This is a genomic window from uncultured Duncaniella sp. (assembly GCF_910578445.1).
GTDB lineage: Bacteria > Bacteroidota > Bacteroidia > Bacteroidales > Muribaculaceae > Duncaniella.
Genome location: NZ_CAJTQC010000001.1, coordinates 143915 through 159700, shown reverse-complemented (window position 1 = coordinate 159700; position 15786 = coordinate 143915). Strand labels below are relative to the sequence as shown.

The 15786-nt window shown below is 46.5% G+C and carries 14 protein-coding genes; 6 read left to right on the top strand and 8 right to left on the bottom strand.

Annotated elements, in window-relative coordinates; genetic code table 11:
- Nucleotides 1-104: 104 nt before the first annotated feature.
- From QZ311_RS00630 to QZ311_RS00620, 3 genes are all read right to left on the bottom strand, one after another.
- A complete protein-coding gene (locus QZ311_RS00630) occupies nt 105-3299 on the bottom strand; it encodes a multidrug efflux RND transporter permease subunit (protein ID WP_297062790.1) in 3195 nt (1064 codons plus the stop codon).
- Nucleotides 3300-3377: 78 nt separating this feature from the next.
- Nucleotides 3378-4481: an efflux RND transporter periplasmic adaptor subunit gene (locus tag QZ311_RS00625; RefSeq protein WP_297062789.1), complete on the bottom strand. Its 1104-nt coding sequence runs from the start codon at nt 4479-4481 to the stop codon at nt 3378-3380.
- 43 nt (nt 4482-4524) lie between these two features.
- Complete coding sequence (locus QZ311_RS00620) at nt 4525-5937, bottom strand: TolC family protein (protein ID WP_297062787.1); 1413 nt, start codon at nt 5935-5937, stop codon at nt 4525-4527.
- A 189-nt stretch (nt 5938-6126) separates the two neighbouring features.
- Here QZ311_RS00620 and QZ311_RS00615 point away from each other — a divergent pair, with 189 nt between their 5' ends.
- Nucleotides 6127-6411, top strand: coding sequence for a hypothetical protein (locus tag QZ311_RS00615; RefSeq protein ID WP_297062785.1), 285 nt, complete (start codon nt 6127-6129; stop codon nt 6409-6411).
- A gap of 61 nt (nt 6412-6472) precedes the next feature.
- Here the strand turns inward: QZ311_RS00615 and ssb are convergent, their stop codons facing one another.
- Nucleotides 6473-6805, bottom strand: a complete 333-nt coding sequence (ssb, locus tag QZ311_RS00610; RefSeq protein WP_297062782.1) for a single-stranded DNA-binding protein — start codon at nt 6803-6805, stop codon at nt 6473-6475.
- A 147-nt stretch (nt 6806-6952) separates the two neighbouring features.
- Here ssb and QZ311_RS00605 point away from each other — a divergent pair, with 147 nt between their 5' ends.
- From QZ311_RS00605 to QZ311_RS00585, 5 genes are all read left to right on the top strand, one after another.
- Nucleotides 6953-7573, top strand: a complete 621-nt coding sequence (locus tag QZ311_RS00605) for a hypothetical protein (protein ID WP_297062780.1) — start codon at nt 6953-6955, stop codon at nt 7571-7573.
- A 77-nt stretch (nt 7574-7650) separates the two neighbouring features.
- A complete protein-coding gene (locus QZ311_RS00600; protein WP_297062778.1) occupies nt 7651-8289 on the top strand; it encodes a thymidine kinase in 639 nt (212 codons plus the stop codon).
- Nucleotides 8290-8306: 17 nt separating this feature from the next.
- Complete coding sequence (locus QZ311_RS00595) at nt 8307-9080, top strand: DUF3108 domain-containing protein (RefSeq protein ID WP_297062776.1); 774 nt, start codon at nt 8307-8309, stop codon at nt 9078-9080.
- A 49-nt stretch (nt 9081-9129) separates the two neighbouring features.
- Complete coding sequence (locus tag QZ311_RS00590; RefSeq protein ID WP_297062774.1) at nt 9130-10653, top strand: bifunctional UDP-sugar hydrolase/5'-nucleotidase; 1524 nt, start codon at nt 9130-9132, stop codon at nt 10651-10653.
- A complete protein-coding gene (locus tag QZ311_RS00585) occupies nt 10628-10876 on the top strand; it encodes a hypothetical protein (RefSeq protein ID WP_297062773.1) in 249 nt (82 codons plus the stop codon). The genes QZ311_RS00590 and QZ311_RS00585 overlap by 26 nt, the downstream gene beginning before the upstream one ends.
- 107 nt (nt 10877-10983) lie before the next feature.
- Here QZ311_RS00585 and QZ311_RS00580 read toward each other — a convergent pair whose 3' ends face one another.
- The 4 genes from QZ311_RS00580 to gltA are packed head-to-tail and all read right to left on the bottom strand — an operon-like array spanning nt 10984 to nt 15770.
- Entirely contained in the window at nt 10984-11826 is an 843-nt protein-coding gene (locus tag QZ311_RS00580; RefSeq protein ID WP_297062771.1) for a histidinol-phosphatase, read from the bottom strand.
- A gap of 17 nt (nt 11827-11843) precedes the next feature.
- Complete coding sequence (floA, locus tag QZ311_RS00575; protein ID WP_297062768.1) at nt 11844-12815, bottom strand: flotillin-like protein FloA; 972 nt, start codon at nt 12813-12815, stop codon at nt 11844-11846.
- A gap of 27 nt (nt 12816-12842) precedes the next feature.
- Nucleotides 12843-14279 carry a hypothetical protein gene (locus QZ311_RS00570; protein WP_297062766.1) on the bottom strand — a complete coding sequence of 479 codons (1437 nt, stop codon included), beginning with the start codon at nt 14277-14279 and terminating at the stop codon, nt 12843-12845.
- A gap of 18 nt (nt 14280-14297) precedes the next feature.
- Nucleotides 14298-15770: an NADPH-dependent glutamate synthase gene (gltA, locus tag QZ311_RS00565; RefSeq protein WP_297062764.1), complete on the bottom strand. Its 1473-nt coding sequence runs from the start codon at nt 15768-15770 to the stop codon at nt 14298-14300.
- Nucleotides 15771-15786 lie beyond the last annotated feature (16 nt).

The following is a 15786-nucleotide window of genomic DNA, read 5'->3' as shown; positions in this document are numbered from 1 at the left end:
AGGTACAAAAAAATCCTAAAATAAATAACAAATATCTCCCGTCGGCTGCATTTTAGCTTTCGACGGGAGATTCAACTCGTTATTAGGCTTTGTGGACGGCTCGATTATATGTGTGTTTCATCTTTTTTGTCACCGGTTACGGGTGCTGTCGTTTCAGTGGTGGAGTTTTGTGTAGAGCCTGCAAAGATTTTTGACAGATATTTCTCCCTGAAATTTTCAAGCAGCTCCCAGAACCCGGGGACAAAAAGAGTGCCGACAATGGCGTTGATTGCCATACCGAAAACAACAGCCGTTCCAAGAGCTATTCGTGATTGCGCTCCTGCACCTGTCGCAAACAGCATCGGGAGAACACCGAATACAAATGCGAATGCTGTCATCATGATTGGACGGAAACGTATCCGGCCTGCATCCAGTGCCGCTTGTCGGATGTCTTGTCCTCCTTTGTGGAAATCTCTTGCATACTCCACAATCAGAATCGCATTTTTGGCAGAAAGTCCGAGCAGCAGGATGATGCCGATTTGTGTGTAAATTGAAATCGACTGTGATAGAAACAGACATCCGATCACGGTTCCAAGTATTGCTGTCGGCATTGAAATCACGACGGCAAGAGGATCGGTCCAGCTTTCATACTGTGCGGCAAGAACGAGAATTGTAATTACGATTGCAAAGAGCAGTACGAATGAAATTGTCGTTCCTGATTGTGTCTCCTGAAAGGCTTCGCCTGTCCATGCGTATGCAAAGCGGTCACCTACAGCATTCTTAAGAATTTCTTCCATTGCCATGATTGCATCCTCGCTTGAAACATGTGAAGCGGGTGTGCCTGTGACGGATGCTGAAGTATACATGTTATACCGGCTTACGGTAGACTGTCCGATGGTCGGCTCTATCGAAGCAAAAGACGAGAATGGGACCATCTGCCCTTCGGAATTCCTGACGGTCAAATTAGGGATTTTTTCAACCGTACTTCTTGTATCACTGTCACCGCTCATGTTGACCTGATATGTGCGTCCGAATTCAACGAAATCATTCACATAGCTGCCTCCCATGAATTCGGCGAGTGTGCCATAGATATTTTCGATGGTCAGTCCCATAAGTTTGGCTTTGTCGCGGTCGACATTGATTCTATATTGCGGCACTCCTGCCTGAAACTGAGTGGTGAGCTGTGCCAGACGCTCATCTTTAGCTGCCATGTCCTTCATTGACTGGATTGTCTGCTGGATGGCTTGTGCCCCGAGATTATTGATGTCGAGAATTTGCATTTCCATTCCGGATGTCATGCCGAGACCCGGAATCGCGGGTGGATTGACCGAAAATACGATTGGCTCCTGATAGGTCGAGGCTATCTCATTCACCTTTGCAATGACGGCATCAACGTCGTGTGATTTTCCACGGCGTTCATTCCACGGCTTTAGCACGACGAACAGAGAGCCCATATTGCCGCCTGAGCCTCCGCCCATCATGGACTGGCCTGAGATAGAAATCACATCTTTTACCTCTTCGATATTTTTGATTTTATCAGACAGTTCTGTCACAATTTTATCTGTACGGTCAAGAGATGCGCCTGTCGGCAGTTGTATGGAAGTCATGAAATATCCCATATCTTCCTGCGGGATATAGCTTGAGGGCAGTTTGATAAAGCCCCAGAATGCGATTGCACAGATGGCAAAGTATATGCTGATAGCCATGACCGGATGTCGCAGCAGTTTCCCAATCTGACCGGTATATCCCTTTATTACAACGCCATAACCCTTGTTAAACCATTTGTATAGAAAAAAGTGTGGATTAGGATTTTCTTTTTTTCTAAGAAATAGCGCACACATTGCAGGGGTGAACGTGAGAGCATTGAATCCTGAAAAGGCTACGGAAGTGGCGATTGTCAATGCGAATTGTTTGTATAATTCACCGGTAATTCCGCTGATGAATGCGGTAGGGATAAATACGGACAGAAGCACAAGCACTTCGCCTATCACCGGCCCTTGCAATTCGACCATAGCTTTTTCAGCGCTCTGGCGTGGAGTCAGCTTCCCCTCCTGTACAAGTCGTGCGCAGTCTTCGACCACGACAATCGCATCGTCGACCACGATGGCTATGGCGAGTACGAGGCCAAAAAGCGTAAGTGTGTTAAGCGAGAATCCGAGCAGTTTCATGACAGCGAATGTTGCAATCAGCGACACGGGGATTGCAATCATGGGGATGATGACAGCACGCCAGCTTTGTAGGAATATCAGGATTACGAGCATAACAATGATGGTCGTCTCTACGAATGTGACCAAAACCTCGTCAATTGATGCTGTGACAAACGATGTGGTGTCAAGTATAACGCTGTAATGGACTCCGGCGGGGAAATATTCCGATAGTTCTTCCATTTTTGCTTTGACCTTTTTTGCAACATCAAGCGCGTTAGCTCCGGGCAATTGCTGCACGCCTATAAGCCCGGCTTCTTTTCCCGACACATGGGATATGCCGGAATAACTTTGGCTGCCAAGTTCGACCTTTGCAATATCCTTCAAACGGAGTAAGCCTCCGTTTTCACCTGTCCGTATGATAATATTTGAGAATTCTTCGGCTGTCTTGAGCTGTCCCTGAGAAGTCAGGGTGAATTCGAATTCGACATTGTTGTTGACAGGCGGAGTTCCGACGCTGCCGGCTGATACTTCAAGGTTCTGTGATTGGATTATCGCACTGACATCAGCAGGGGTCAGGTTGTAATGTCGCATTTTGTCAGGGTCGAGCCAGATGCGCATGCTGTATTTGCCTGCGCCGAATGCTCCTGCTCCTCCGACACCATCGATTCGTGCCAGCTCATCGATTATGTTGAGTTGTGCGTAATTTGTAAGATAAAGGGCATCATAACGGCCACTGTCATCTCCTTCGAGCGCGATGAACAATATGATGTTGGATGACTCCGACATGACCGATACGCCTTGCTCTTTTACCGAGGTCGGTAGAGTGGCTTCGGCTAAAGAAATGCGGTTCTGCACCTTTACGGTAGCTTCGTCAAGGTCTGTGCCATTCTCGAATGTTACTGTGAGGCTGTATGATCCGTCGCTTGAATTTGAACTCATGTACATCATACCCTCTACGCCGTTGATCTGTTCTTCAATCGGCGCTCCGACTACTTTGGCGACTGTCGCGGCATCAGCGCCCGGATAAACGGCCGACACCATGACGGTCGGAGGTGTGATATCCGGATATTGAGATATGGGCAGGCTTTTGACAGTCATCAGACCTACAAGCACCATGATAATCGCTAAGACAGTGGCGAATATTGGACGGTCGATAAAAAATCTTGAAAACATGGTTTTATGCTCTAATTGTTTGTAAAGTGGCGGCAATATCTGCCTCAGGTGCTACTGCCGTGTATGAATCATTAAAACCTATTTGATTAGGTGTGGGGTGACTTTCATGCCGTTTCTGACTTTCAGTAGAGCTTTTGTAACATATCTTGATTTAGGACTGAGGCCGGATGTTACGACGCGCAGCGAATCTCGATAAAGTGGTCCGACTTTAATAGGGGTATAGACTATCATGTCTGAATCGTTGACAACATAGAGATACTTTCCTAACTGGTCGGTGCTGATTGATGCGTCTTTGACAAGTATTGCGTCAGATACATTTTTATATGGCAGGTCGATTTTAACGAACATGCCGGGACGTAATTCGTTATGTGTATTCTTGATGTTACATCTCATGTCGAGTGTTCCTGTCGATGTTTCGAGAGCCGGGGCAACGTAGCTCATATCTCCGTAATATTTATGATCGACGGAATCAGCGAAACTCAGCGGGATATGTTTTAATGAAGAAACGTCAGCATTGGTTATTTCCGCTTCATGCTCGCTGCCGACGGCGAAATGAGCGGTAAGGGTGGAGGTGTCATATATGGTCGTCATTTTGACAGGGGCTCCTTCGCCATTGATATAGTTGCCGATATTCATTGTCCCGGCAGATGCCACTCCAGATATAGGGGCGACAATCGTGCAATAACTGAGATTGGTTTGTGCGGATTCGAGGGCTGCCTGTGCATTTTTTATGCTTGCTTCAGCCTGACGGAGACTGCTTTCGGCCTGATTGACTTCCATTTTTGACACTGCATCACTTAACGATGCTTTTTTGACGGCTTCGTAATGGCTCTGTGCATAGTCGCGTGAACTGATTGCGGTTGTCAGTGCGGCGTCTGCCTGCTGTACGGCATCGCGATACTTGCCGTCCTCTATGCGGAAAAGCACGTCTCCTTTTTTTACAAAATCACCGTCAGTATAATTTTGAGAAAGTAGCTGGCCGTTTACTCGACCGACGACATCTACTTGGCTGAAGGCTTTCAATTCTCCGGGATAGGTCGTACTAAGTGTGACCGAATCTATTTCAGGGAGAGCCACATCGACTGTTAGCCCTGTTTGTTCAGCTTTTCCTTCTTTATTTCCGCCACAAGCTGTGACAAGTATTCCGGCGGCTAATGCTGCCAATGTCAGATTGATATTCATAATAGTAGTTCGGTTATTACGTGATGTTAGGATGAGGAAAAAGTCATTCTGTCGGTGAGCCGCCGAGAGCTTTGTATAAATCGACAAGATTGACGAGAGCGTCGCCTTTGGCTGAAATCAGAGAGTTGGCATATGTGAAGCTGTTGATTTGGGCGTCAACGACATTTGTGAAGGATGTCAGCCCCTCTTTATAGGCATCTACCGAGAGATGGAACGATTCATCGCATTGTTCGATTACTTTTGTGTAGCTGTCGATGGATTTGAGTGACGATGAGTAGGCCACCATTGCATTGTCGACCTCCTGTATGGCTGTCATTACGGTCTGATTGTAGTTCTCAATGCCGATTTTCATTTGTTCCTTTGCTTCGGCGACGGCATATTTTCTTGCAAACCCGTCAAACAACGTCCATGACAGGGTAGGGGCGATGCTATATTCGAGACTGTTGCTTTTGAATAGGTCACCGGCATTGTGGGCTGCGACTCCTACCGATCCGCTTAACGAGAGAGTTGGAAGAAAATCCTTTTTGGCGATTCCGAGTTCGGCGGCATAGGCTGCAAGTTCATATTCGGCAGCTACGACATCTGGTCGGCGTCGTAGCAGATTGGCCGGAATACCGCTGGGGACAAGCTGCCTGTAGTCAGGCATTGGCCTCTCTGTTTCAAGTTTTGGCAGAAGGGATTCGGGATACACGCCTAAGAGTATAGCAAGTGCGTTGATTGTTTGTTTGATAGATGTCTCGAGTTGAGGAAGTGTGGCTTCGGTGGAATAGTAGACCGTCAGAGCCTGTGCGACATCAAGTTTTGAGACAAGGCCGGCTTCAAATCTGGCCTTTGCAATCTCCACCACCTGATTTTGTGATGCGAGATGCTCTTTAGTGACATAGAGTTGACGCTGGAATGTGAGCAAGTTGAAATAATAGGTCGCTATTTCAGCCGACAGGCTTACCATGGTTGCCACATAGTCGGCTTTACTTGCCTGATAAAGAGCTTTTTTGTTTTTGACACCGGCCGCGACTTTTCCGAAGACATCAATTTCCCAATTGACGTTTGCCCCGAGGTTGAAATAACTTGAATTAGTCGAATGGACATGATTCCCTCCGATAGCGCCGGCTGTGCGTGCCTGATTGTATCCTGCGCTTAAATCTATTGCGGGATAAAATCCGGCTTGCGCGCTTTTGACCTGTGCTTTGGCCATATCTATCCGATGGATAGCAGTCAGAACATTGAAGTTGTTGTCAATCCCGACTGATATCAGAGAGTCGAGCATCGGGTCATTGAAATTTTTCCACCATTTGTCATCGCTTGGGAGAGTCTGCTCCATCTCGGAGGAATATATCCATCGGTCAGGCAGACTGCTCCTCAAGAATTCCCGGTTTGAGTTTTGGGCGATGACTGTTTGGGCTGAGCCCGTCAGAATCCCACAGGTGATAGCTAAAACGTGAATAAATTTTCTCATAAATTTAGAGTTGCTTTTATTCAAACATCCGAGGTGCAATTGTAGTTCATTGGTTTTTACACATAAACCACCACGTTTTAGCATTTATTTTGTTACTTGAGCATAACTATTGCCCGGGCGCAGCGCTATCTTTGCATTACAGTGAGATAGCTACTGTATGACTGACGTAATATTAAAAAACTCTCTGTTATGGCAACTGCAATCAACAAAACCGACCTTCTCTATGTCACAGCTCTCAGCAGTGGTGTGACTCTGCTTTCCACAAGCCTCTGTGGCGCGGCCTCGATAGGGGATGTATTCCGCCATGTCAAGGCTCAGACTGATGATGCAAAAGGAGTTGTCACATTACGTATTCGTAATAGTACTCAGGGTTGGACTCAGCACCACAACATAGTCCTAAAGCATCGTCCGATTGGTTCTGCAATCATCCAGACTTCAACAAAACAAGATTCTTACCCGTCCCTGTTTGATTGACTGTAAAGGCGTGTTGACTAATATCTACACTTGTTAAGCCTTTAGCCTTCGTTGATATAATCTATTTACTGCCTAACAGCTCAAAATTATCGACATATATTTCTGTGACGTTACGTTTGATGGCGTTGCGGTCTTCCCATATACGATAGCGTATTTTCCCCTCTACGTAAAGACGAGAGCCTCTACGTATGTATTTTTCCGCAAATTCCGCTGCTGAATCCCACATTATTATAGAATGCCATTCTGTCCGTTCGGGGATTTTGGTCCCGTCGGGTCTTGTCCTTTCCCTCTCGTTTGTCGCCAGTCTGAAACTCGCTATCGGACGCGTTTCGATGTAACGTATCTCCGGGTCGTTTCCGACATTTCCGATTAGTATAACTTTATTGACACTCACGTTGTTAATATTTAAAAGTGGTTTGAAGTAGGGTTTATGATTTACAAAATTACGAAATTTTTTTCAATGCGATGAAACTAATTTACATCTCTGAACGTTATTTGTAAAAATAGTTAATCGAAATTAAAATAACAAAATAGTGACATAATGAAAAAATTTATTACATCAGCATGCCTGTTTGCGGCCTTGGCATTGGTTTCATGTAACGATAACGCACGTCTTGCAAGTCAAGTGCAAGGCGCTTGGACCGGTACGCCTGAAAATTTCACTGACAATTCAGTCGTTACGGCCACTATACTCGAAACATTCGATTTCTTATCGGATGGGACGGTTGTTGCAAAAGGTAGCCACGGTGGATCGGTGGTGATTGTGGGGATGATTTCTGCGTCTACACAGGTTGTGGCCGATGCAGGACTTGTAGAGCCTCTCAGTTTGACAGCGACTGCTAAGTCTACTATATCCGGGACATGGACAGTGATTGACGATGATGAAATTGCCCTGTCTCTCAACCCTCAGTCTCTTACAATAGATGTAGACCCGTCAACACTTGTAGTTGAAGGTAACGTGCTTACCGGTAGTGATACTCCTAAAATCGATTCAATCCGTCCGTCGGTGGCTGCAACGATAGGAGCAAGCATGAAGCGGGCTCTTGAGAACCGCTATGCTTCTTTCCGTCATCTCGACGATGTAAAGGTCAAAGGCCCGTTGTTGAAGTTTGAAATCGGAAAGATGGATTGTGTCTTTACTCGTCAGGGAGCAGCACAATAAGAAAAATTTACTTACCTTTGCCTGCGTAAAGAATCAATAACATGTCTACATCCGGCATATAAAATTACTATTGAGTAATGAACAGAAAAGGTAAGTTATACTTTCGCTATGGCACAATGGGCTCTGCTAAAACGGCCTTGCTTCTGACCACAGCTTATAATTTCGAAGAACGTCGCATGAAATATGTCTGTCTCAAACCTGTCGTTGACACAAGAGACCTGACAAATGTCATCAAATCGCGTATCGGCATTCAGCGTGAATGCAAATGGATTTACCATGATACCGATCTCTATGATATGGCTCAGCAACTTTTTGAGGAATCAATGGCAGTGATTGACTGGTTTCTTGTCGACGAGGCTCAGTTTCTGACACGTGATCAGGTCGACCAATTGTCTCGGGTTGTCGATGATTTCGGTAGCAACGTGATTTGTTACGGTTTGCGGACGGATTTCCAAAGCAATCTGTTTGAAGGCTCGCGTCGGTTATTTGAGATTGCCGATACGATTGATGAGATAAAATCGACATGTACCTGTGGACGAAAGACTATAATCAACGCTCGAATTGACCGCCACGGTGATTTTGTTGAGGAGGGAGAGCAGGTCGAGATTGGTGGTGATGACCGTTATATCGCTGTTTGCCGTAAATGCTGGCGTAATAAGCGTATAGAGCAGTCATATCGTTCTGTGCTTCCTTTCCGGGAGCTATCAAGTGACTGATTTAGATTTTAACAGTTATGAAATCAAAAATTCTGGCCGCCGCATTAGGCCTTTTTCTGTTTGCTGATTGTGCCACAGCTGCCACACCTGTTTCTCTGCTTGATGAGACATTGACATATGATGTCATGTACAAGTGGGGGTTCATTAACAAAGTGGCCGGCTATGCTACTATGACCCTTCGGAACGATGGTGATTTATACCGGGCATCTGTATTTGCTGAAAATGCACCATGGGCAAATAAGATATATATGTTGCGTGACACTCTTTACTCGACAATGACAAAGGATGGTTTCTATCCGGTGTCATATACATATATCGCTCATGAAAACGGAAAATATAAAAAAGATGTGTTGAATTTCAGGCATGACGGAAACACATTTTATGCTGATGCGGTCCGATATAAACGAAAAGCGGCCGGAGCGTCAATCACTACTTCGACCATACAGCTTGAGGCCCAAGGAATGACAGTCGATATGTTAAGTTCCTTCTTCTATCTCCGGACTTTGGATTTTGACAACATGTCGATTGGTCAGAATGTGGTTGTAAATATTTTTTCAGGCTCGAAGAAAGAAAAATTAAAAATCACATATAAGGGAAGACAAAGTGTTTCGCTAAACGGACGTTCATTCCCGGCTTACTATATCAACTTCACTTTCACTCGCAAAGGGGTTGAGAGTTCTCAGCCTATTTCCGGATGGATTTCAACTGACGGCCAGCGGATTCCTCTTAAAGTCGCAGGTTCTCTCCCGGTAGGAAAGGTTAGGGCTATCTATACAGGCCCTAATCCTTGACAGAGATTGACATGGTAAGTCTATCAACCAAATACAGACATATTAGAATTTGAAAAAGTTTTTTCTGGCAATGGCTATTGCTTCATCACTCCTTGCCCCGGCTTCAGGTCTGGGCAAGGAGCTAACGCTTAAAATAGCGGTTACTTCTGACGTACATGGAAATTATTTCCCATATAATTTCATAACCCTTTCACCGGGCGATGGCTCTCTCGCGCGTGTTGCCACCCGTGTGAATGAATTGCGTGATTCTTTGGGACGCGACAGGGTCATACTGCTCGACAATGGAGACATATTGCAGGGGCAGCCTACTGCATATTATTATAATTTCATCAAGACAGATGTCCCTCACCTCACAGCCCGTATGCTGAACTATCTTGCATACGATGCCGAGACTATCGGGAATCATGATGTTGAGACCGGCCATGCTGTCTATGACCGCTATCGTAAGGATCTTGGCCGCTTGCCTCTTCTTGGCGCAAATGTGATTGATAAGACCACCGGCAATCCTTATCTGCAGCCTTATGCTATTTTGGATAAGAATGGCATAAAGATTGCCGTCCTTGGTTTAATCACTCCTGCCATACCGGCGTGGCTTCCTGAAACATTGTGGGAGGGTCTGGAATTTGAGGATATGGTTGAGTCTGCCGCGAAGTGGGTTCCATATATAATGAAAAATGAGCAACCTGATTTGCTTGTCGGCCTGTTCCATTCGGGGCATGACTCTTCAAAAATGACAGGTGAATGGCGTGAAAACGCATCTCTTCTTGTCGCAGAGCAAGTGCCCGGTTTTGATTTCATATTTATGGGGCATGATCACACTCTGTTCAACTCCCCGGCGAATGAAAAAGTTGACAGCCCGGCTGTAATCCTCAATCCTGCAAACAATGCAAATCATCTTGCCGAGGGAAATGTGACATTCACTCTCGATGATAATGGCAAAGTAATCGGTAAAAAAGTCAGCGGGCAGCTGATATCACTTGATGAGATTGAGCCCGATTCAGCTTTCATGGCAAAGTTTGATGCTGAACGAAATGAGATTCTTGATTTTGTGAATAGGAAAATCGGGACATCCGAAGGCAATTTCTCGGTTCGTGATGCTTACTTCGGTCCATCGGCCTTCATGCAGCTTCTCCATGATTTGCAATTGGCGATTTCAGGGGCTGAAATCTCGCTTGCAGCTCCTCTTTCGTTCGATGCTGTGATCAGGAAAGGCGACTTGCGGATGAGCGACATGTTCACTCTCTATAAATACGAGAATATGCTCTACACTATAGAAATGACAGGACGTGAACTGAAAAACTATCTGGAGATGAGCTATTCGTTATGGACTGATGTCATGAAGTCGGCCGATGACAATCTGTTGCTGTTCTCAGGTTCGCGAACGGCGGCAAAAGGTGACTATGCGAAACTTCTCAATCCATCCTATAACTTTGACTCGGCCTCGGGAATCAACTACACCGTAGATGTTACCAAGCCACAAGGTGAAAAAATCACGATTACGTCTATGGCTGATGGCACTCCCTTTGATTTTGACAAGACTTATAAGGTTGCTGTCAATTCTTTATCGTGGTAATGGAGGTGGTGACCTTCTGACTAAAGGAGCTGGCATCCCGCACAACGAATTGAAGTCACGCATCATATCGTCTACCGACAAGGATCTGCGTTTCTATCTTATCAAGGAAATTGAAAAACGTGGTTCGATTTCGCCTGACATATCTCCTAACTGGAAATTCATACCTGACTCTATCGTAAAAGATGCTGCTGTGCGAGACCGCAAGACTCTTTTCGGCGATTAAATGGGTTTGGTGACAGGACCGAAAATAAGAACAAAGACTCCGCATGGATTTTATATTCCGATGGCGGAGTCTTTTGTCGTTTAAGATAAAATTGGAGCAATGCGTGGTCAGATAGCATCGATAATTCTGAATGCAGCATCACGTCCGGTAAGGATTCTCTGAGGGTAATGTACGTCGCTGTTTACAGCCAGAGTGACACCTGCCTCATGAAGCCGTCTGATAGTGGGGGCTGACGGGAAAAGACGCGGATTATATGACTTCACGGCCTCGTCATTGCTACCGACAGGTGCGTCCCATGCTTTGGTGTTGACCTCGACAACGAGTGGTCTCGCGGCGACGAGGTCGATTATATTGTCGATATGCTTCCGATACCATGCTTCATCCTCGATTCCGGGACGATATATCGACGCGTTGAACCCGATTTTGTCAAAGTGGCCTATCATATCAAAGCCACCTTTTTCAATCATGTCGGTTGTGCGGTTGTAGAATGTATCCACGACATAACGGATGTCGTTGTGGAAATATTTCTGCATTTTCTCTATAAACCCCGACGGACTGCCGTCGACATCAATCAGTTCACCGTCTTGTGAGGGTATGAAATGGATTGAGCTCAGCCTGTAGTCGAGTGGGAGGTTTTTAAAGTATTCATGACTTGCACCCCACATGTCGCCCAGATAATCGATTTCCATCGATATATATACATTTATTTGGTCGGCATGTATCCCTTTGAGACGATTGAATTCGTCGAAATATGCTTTGACATCCTCTTTTTTCATGTTGCATGGCGAATCAATCGGGATAGGCGAGTGAGGTGTAAATCCGAGATGTCTGATGCCTGCCGATATGGCCACATCGACAAAGCGCGCCATATCGGCGCGCCCGTCACAGAATTGAGTGTGAGAATGTAGGTTATAAGCTCTTGTCGAGGTTACTAAATCTTTTATATTCACTTTCTGACAGATTCGTTTTATTTGTTCGTTGCAGGAGGATTGGCGATATTTTGTCGCATGTTGGTGTCTGATTCGATGTTCTTCATGCGATAGTAGTCCATGATGCCGAGGTTGCCGGAGAGGAAAGCCTGAGCCATCGCACGTGGGAGTTCAGCTTCGGCTTCGATGACTTTCGCACGTGCCTCCTGTGCTTTCGCTCTCATTTCCTGTTCGAGAGCGATTGCCATAGCTCTGCGTTCCTCGGCTTTGGCCTGCGCGATGCTCTTGTCGGCCTGCGCCTGATCGATCTGCAAGGCAGCACCGATGTTCTTGCCTATATCAATGTCGGCGATGTCGATTGAGAGGATTTCAAACGCAGTGCCCGAGTCAAGACCCTTGCGGAGAACGAGTTTCGAGATATTGTCGGGATTCTCAAGCACTTGCTTGTGGCTCTCGGACGATCCGATTGACGATACTATACCTTCGCCTACACGAGCGAGCACGGTATCTTCGCCTGCTCCGCCGACAAGTTGGCGGATGTTGGCACGCACCGTCACACGTGCTATGGCAATTAGCTGGATGCCGTCTTTCGCTACGGCTGTCACATGGGGCGTTTCAATGACTTTCGGGTTTACAGACATCTGAACAGCCTGAAACACGTCGCGTCCCGCGAGGTCAATAGCCGTGGCCATTTTAAATCCGAGGTCAATGTTGGCCTTGGATGCCGAGACGAGGGCATGGACGACTTTCTCGACATTACCTCCGGCGAGATAATGGGCTTCAAGGTCATCACGGCTCACATCGTTAAGGCCGGCTTTGTGGGCCTCGATGAGCGCGCGCACGATTACCGATGCCGGGACTTTTCGTATGCGCATGAGAAACAGTTGCATGAGCGAGATGCGTACGCCGCTGACTCTTGCCGAAATCCATAGGAAAAATGGCACGTAATAAAAGAAAATGCAGATAATGATTACAAGCGCAATCAATATCAGGATTAAGGTAATTTCCATGTCTGTTTATTTTTAGGTTAAGGATTTCTATCTTTCTTCGAGCTTTACGACACGATTTTTCAGCCTCAGAAGTTCCGCTTTCTTTGCGTCGAGTTCTTTTTCGAGTGACAGGATTCTGTTTGCCGCAGATTTGTCTCGTCGAGCGTAAGCCTGACGCAGCTTCGCAAGATCTTCTTTCATTTTTTCATACGAAGATTTTGCGTTCAGATATTCCTTCATGGCCATTGCCGCACGATTGTTTGACAACTGGTTCATGGAAGTGATTATCCGTCCACCCGGCAGACCAAATACAAAATTCGGAGATCCCTTGTCGTTCTCATCGCTTGAAATTGATGCTATCCGAGTTCTGAGAGCGTCATAGTCTGTGTCGCCGTCCTGTGTCATCGCTATGGATTTGACCTTTGCGTAATCTGTCAGATTTGGCGTGTCGGTCGGGTAGTTCACCCGAAGCTCCTGAGGAATGAATGTATAGATTGTCACCGAGTCTTTAAGCTGATTTCTGTCCGTGGCCCACCAGCCCAATTTATTTTCCTCGTCAATCGCATAGAGATAATCGTTATACGGGGAATTATAGGGCATACCTATGTTGGAGGGTTGTAGAAATCCGTCGTTGTCACGACGAGATATGAAGATATCAAGCTCTCCGAGAGAATTATCGCCGTCGGCTGCAAAGTAAAGTGTGACACCGTCCGACATGAGAAATGGATAAGAAACCCATGAGCCGTTATTGTCACCGAAAATTCCGGCATAATCAAACAGCTCTGTCGGTTTATCCCAGCTCCCATCGGTCAGACGGCTTGATTCAAACATTTTTGAATTGCCGTTTTCCGCCGAGCCATACCATATCATGTCGTCGCCGGCCTCTGTCATAAATACCGGACTCCAGAGGCTTACGATGCCTGACTGTTTGAGCGTTTCGGATTTTACGGCTTTCTCAATCGCCATCTCATCGTCAAGGCGTCCGGCACTCTTTGCAAGCCTGAAAAACTTGTAGAAGTTTTCGGCAGGGACGTTTATGCTGTCAATAATCTCGATTTTTTCGACACGGTCAAGCATCGACCGTCCGAGATCAATCCGCTTACGAAGATCATCGGTCCAGTCTGTGGTCTCACTTCCGTCGCCATATGAAAAATTCTTGTCTTTAGCTTCTTCGGTCTTGCTCCGTTTTTCGAGATATTTGTCAAGATATTCGTCTGCTTTATCATATTCATATAGATAAAAGTAGCTTTCGGCTGCACCGAGATTGCCCGAATTGTCTGCTTTCAGATAGTAGCTGATTGCTTCTTTGAATCTTCCGGCATCTTTAAGCGCATCTCCCGCATTGCGGTTTAGAACCCTGTTTTTAGGCGCTTCGCGGGCAAGCTTTACAGCTTTGGAGACTTCAGCAGGCGTAATGGCCATTAAGCTCAAAGCAGGAATACCGACGATACATGAGAGGATGATATGTCGAAATGATATGTTCATTCTTGAGTATTGATATTGTTATCTTTGTTTACTGAGTTCTGCATCCATTGCGGCTGCCGCCCTGCGTCCGTCACCCATGGCGAGAATCACTGTCGCACCACCACGGACAATGTCGCCTCCGGCATATATGTCATGGATTGACGATTGCATGCTTTCCTCATTGACAACGATTGTTCCTCGGCGTGAAATCTCAAGCTGAGGGATTGCGTTTGGAATAAGCGGGTTGGGAGAGACTCCGACACTGACGATGACAAGGTCGACTTCGATTTCTTCAATCGCTCCGTCAATGGCTACAGGCGATCTGCGTCCGGATGCGTCCGGCTCGCCAAGTTCCATTCGCTGTACGCGCATGGCTCTGACGCGGCCATTTTCATCTGCGAGATATTCAATCGGATTACACAGCGTCATGAATTCCACGCCTTCTTCCTGTGCATGGTGCACTTCCTCAACTCGTGCCGGCATTTCTTCGAGGCTTCTGCGATAAACAATCATGGCTTTCTCCGAGCCTTGACGCAATGCGGTGCGGACAGAGTCCATTGCTGTGTTTCCTCCTCCGATGACGGCAACACGGTTACCTTTAAGAACCGGTGTGTCCTCGCCGGAACGACCGGCCCCCATAAGATTAATGCGGGTGAGATATTCATTGGCCGACATGATGCCTATATAATTTTCACCGGGGATACCCATGAATCGGGGCAGACCTGCGCCGGAGGCGACGAATATGCCATCGTAGCCAAGTTCATGAAGTTGCTCGTATGAAATGGTTTTGCCAATAATGCAGTCTTTGACAAAATTTACGCCTTCCGCACGAAGTCCGTCGATTTCAGCTTCAACAACGACATTTGGCAGACGGAATTCGGGGATGCCGTACTTCAACACACCTCCGATTTCGTGAAGCGCTTCGTAGACAGTGACATTGTAACCTTTTTTTATCATGTCGCCTGCAAATGAGAGTCCGGCGGGACCTGAACCGACAACCGCAATATTCTTTCCGTTCTTTTCAGTCGCCGACGGACGGAGCTCGATATTGTTGGCCTTTATGTTTTCGCGTTCGAAATCAGCCGCAAAGCGTTCGAGATAGCCGATAGCGACGGGCTGTTTTTTCATCTTATTGTAGATGCAGCGTGATTCACATTGCTTCTCCTGTGGGCAGACGCGGCCACACACCGCCGGCAGCGCACTTGTCTGTTTAAGAATTTTTGCTGCTGTGAGGATTTCACCGCGTTCGATGTTTTTGATGAACGAAGGGATATTGATTGATACTGGGCAGCCCTGAATACACTGTGGGTCGGGACAATCAAGGCAACGTGTAGCTTCGAGCACAGCCTGACCTTGCGAAAGGCCTTGATTTACCTCATGGTTGGAACGTACGCGAAATTCCGGTGGAAGTTGTGGCATGACGACACGTGGAATCGATGTGCGCTCTTTGGCCGATAAAGCAGTGCGGAGTTCTTCGCGCCATGTTGCATCGCGTGTGATATCTGTATTCATTTCTGAAATTATATGC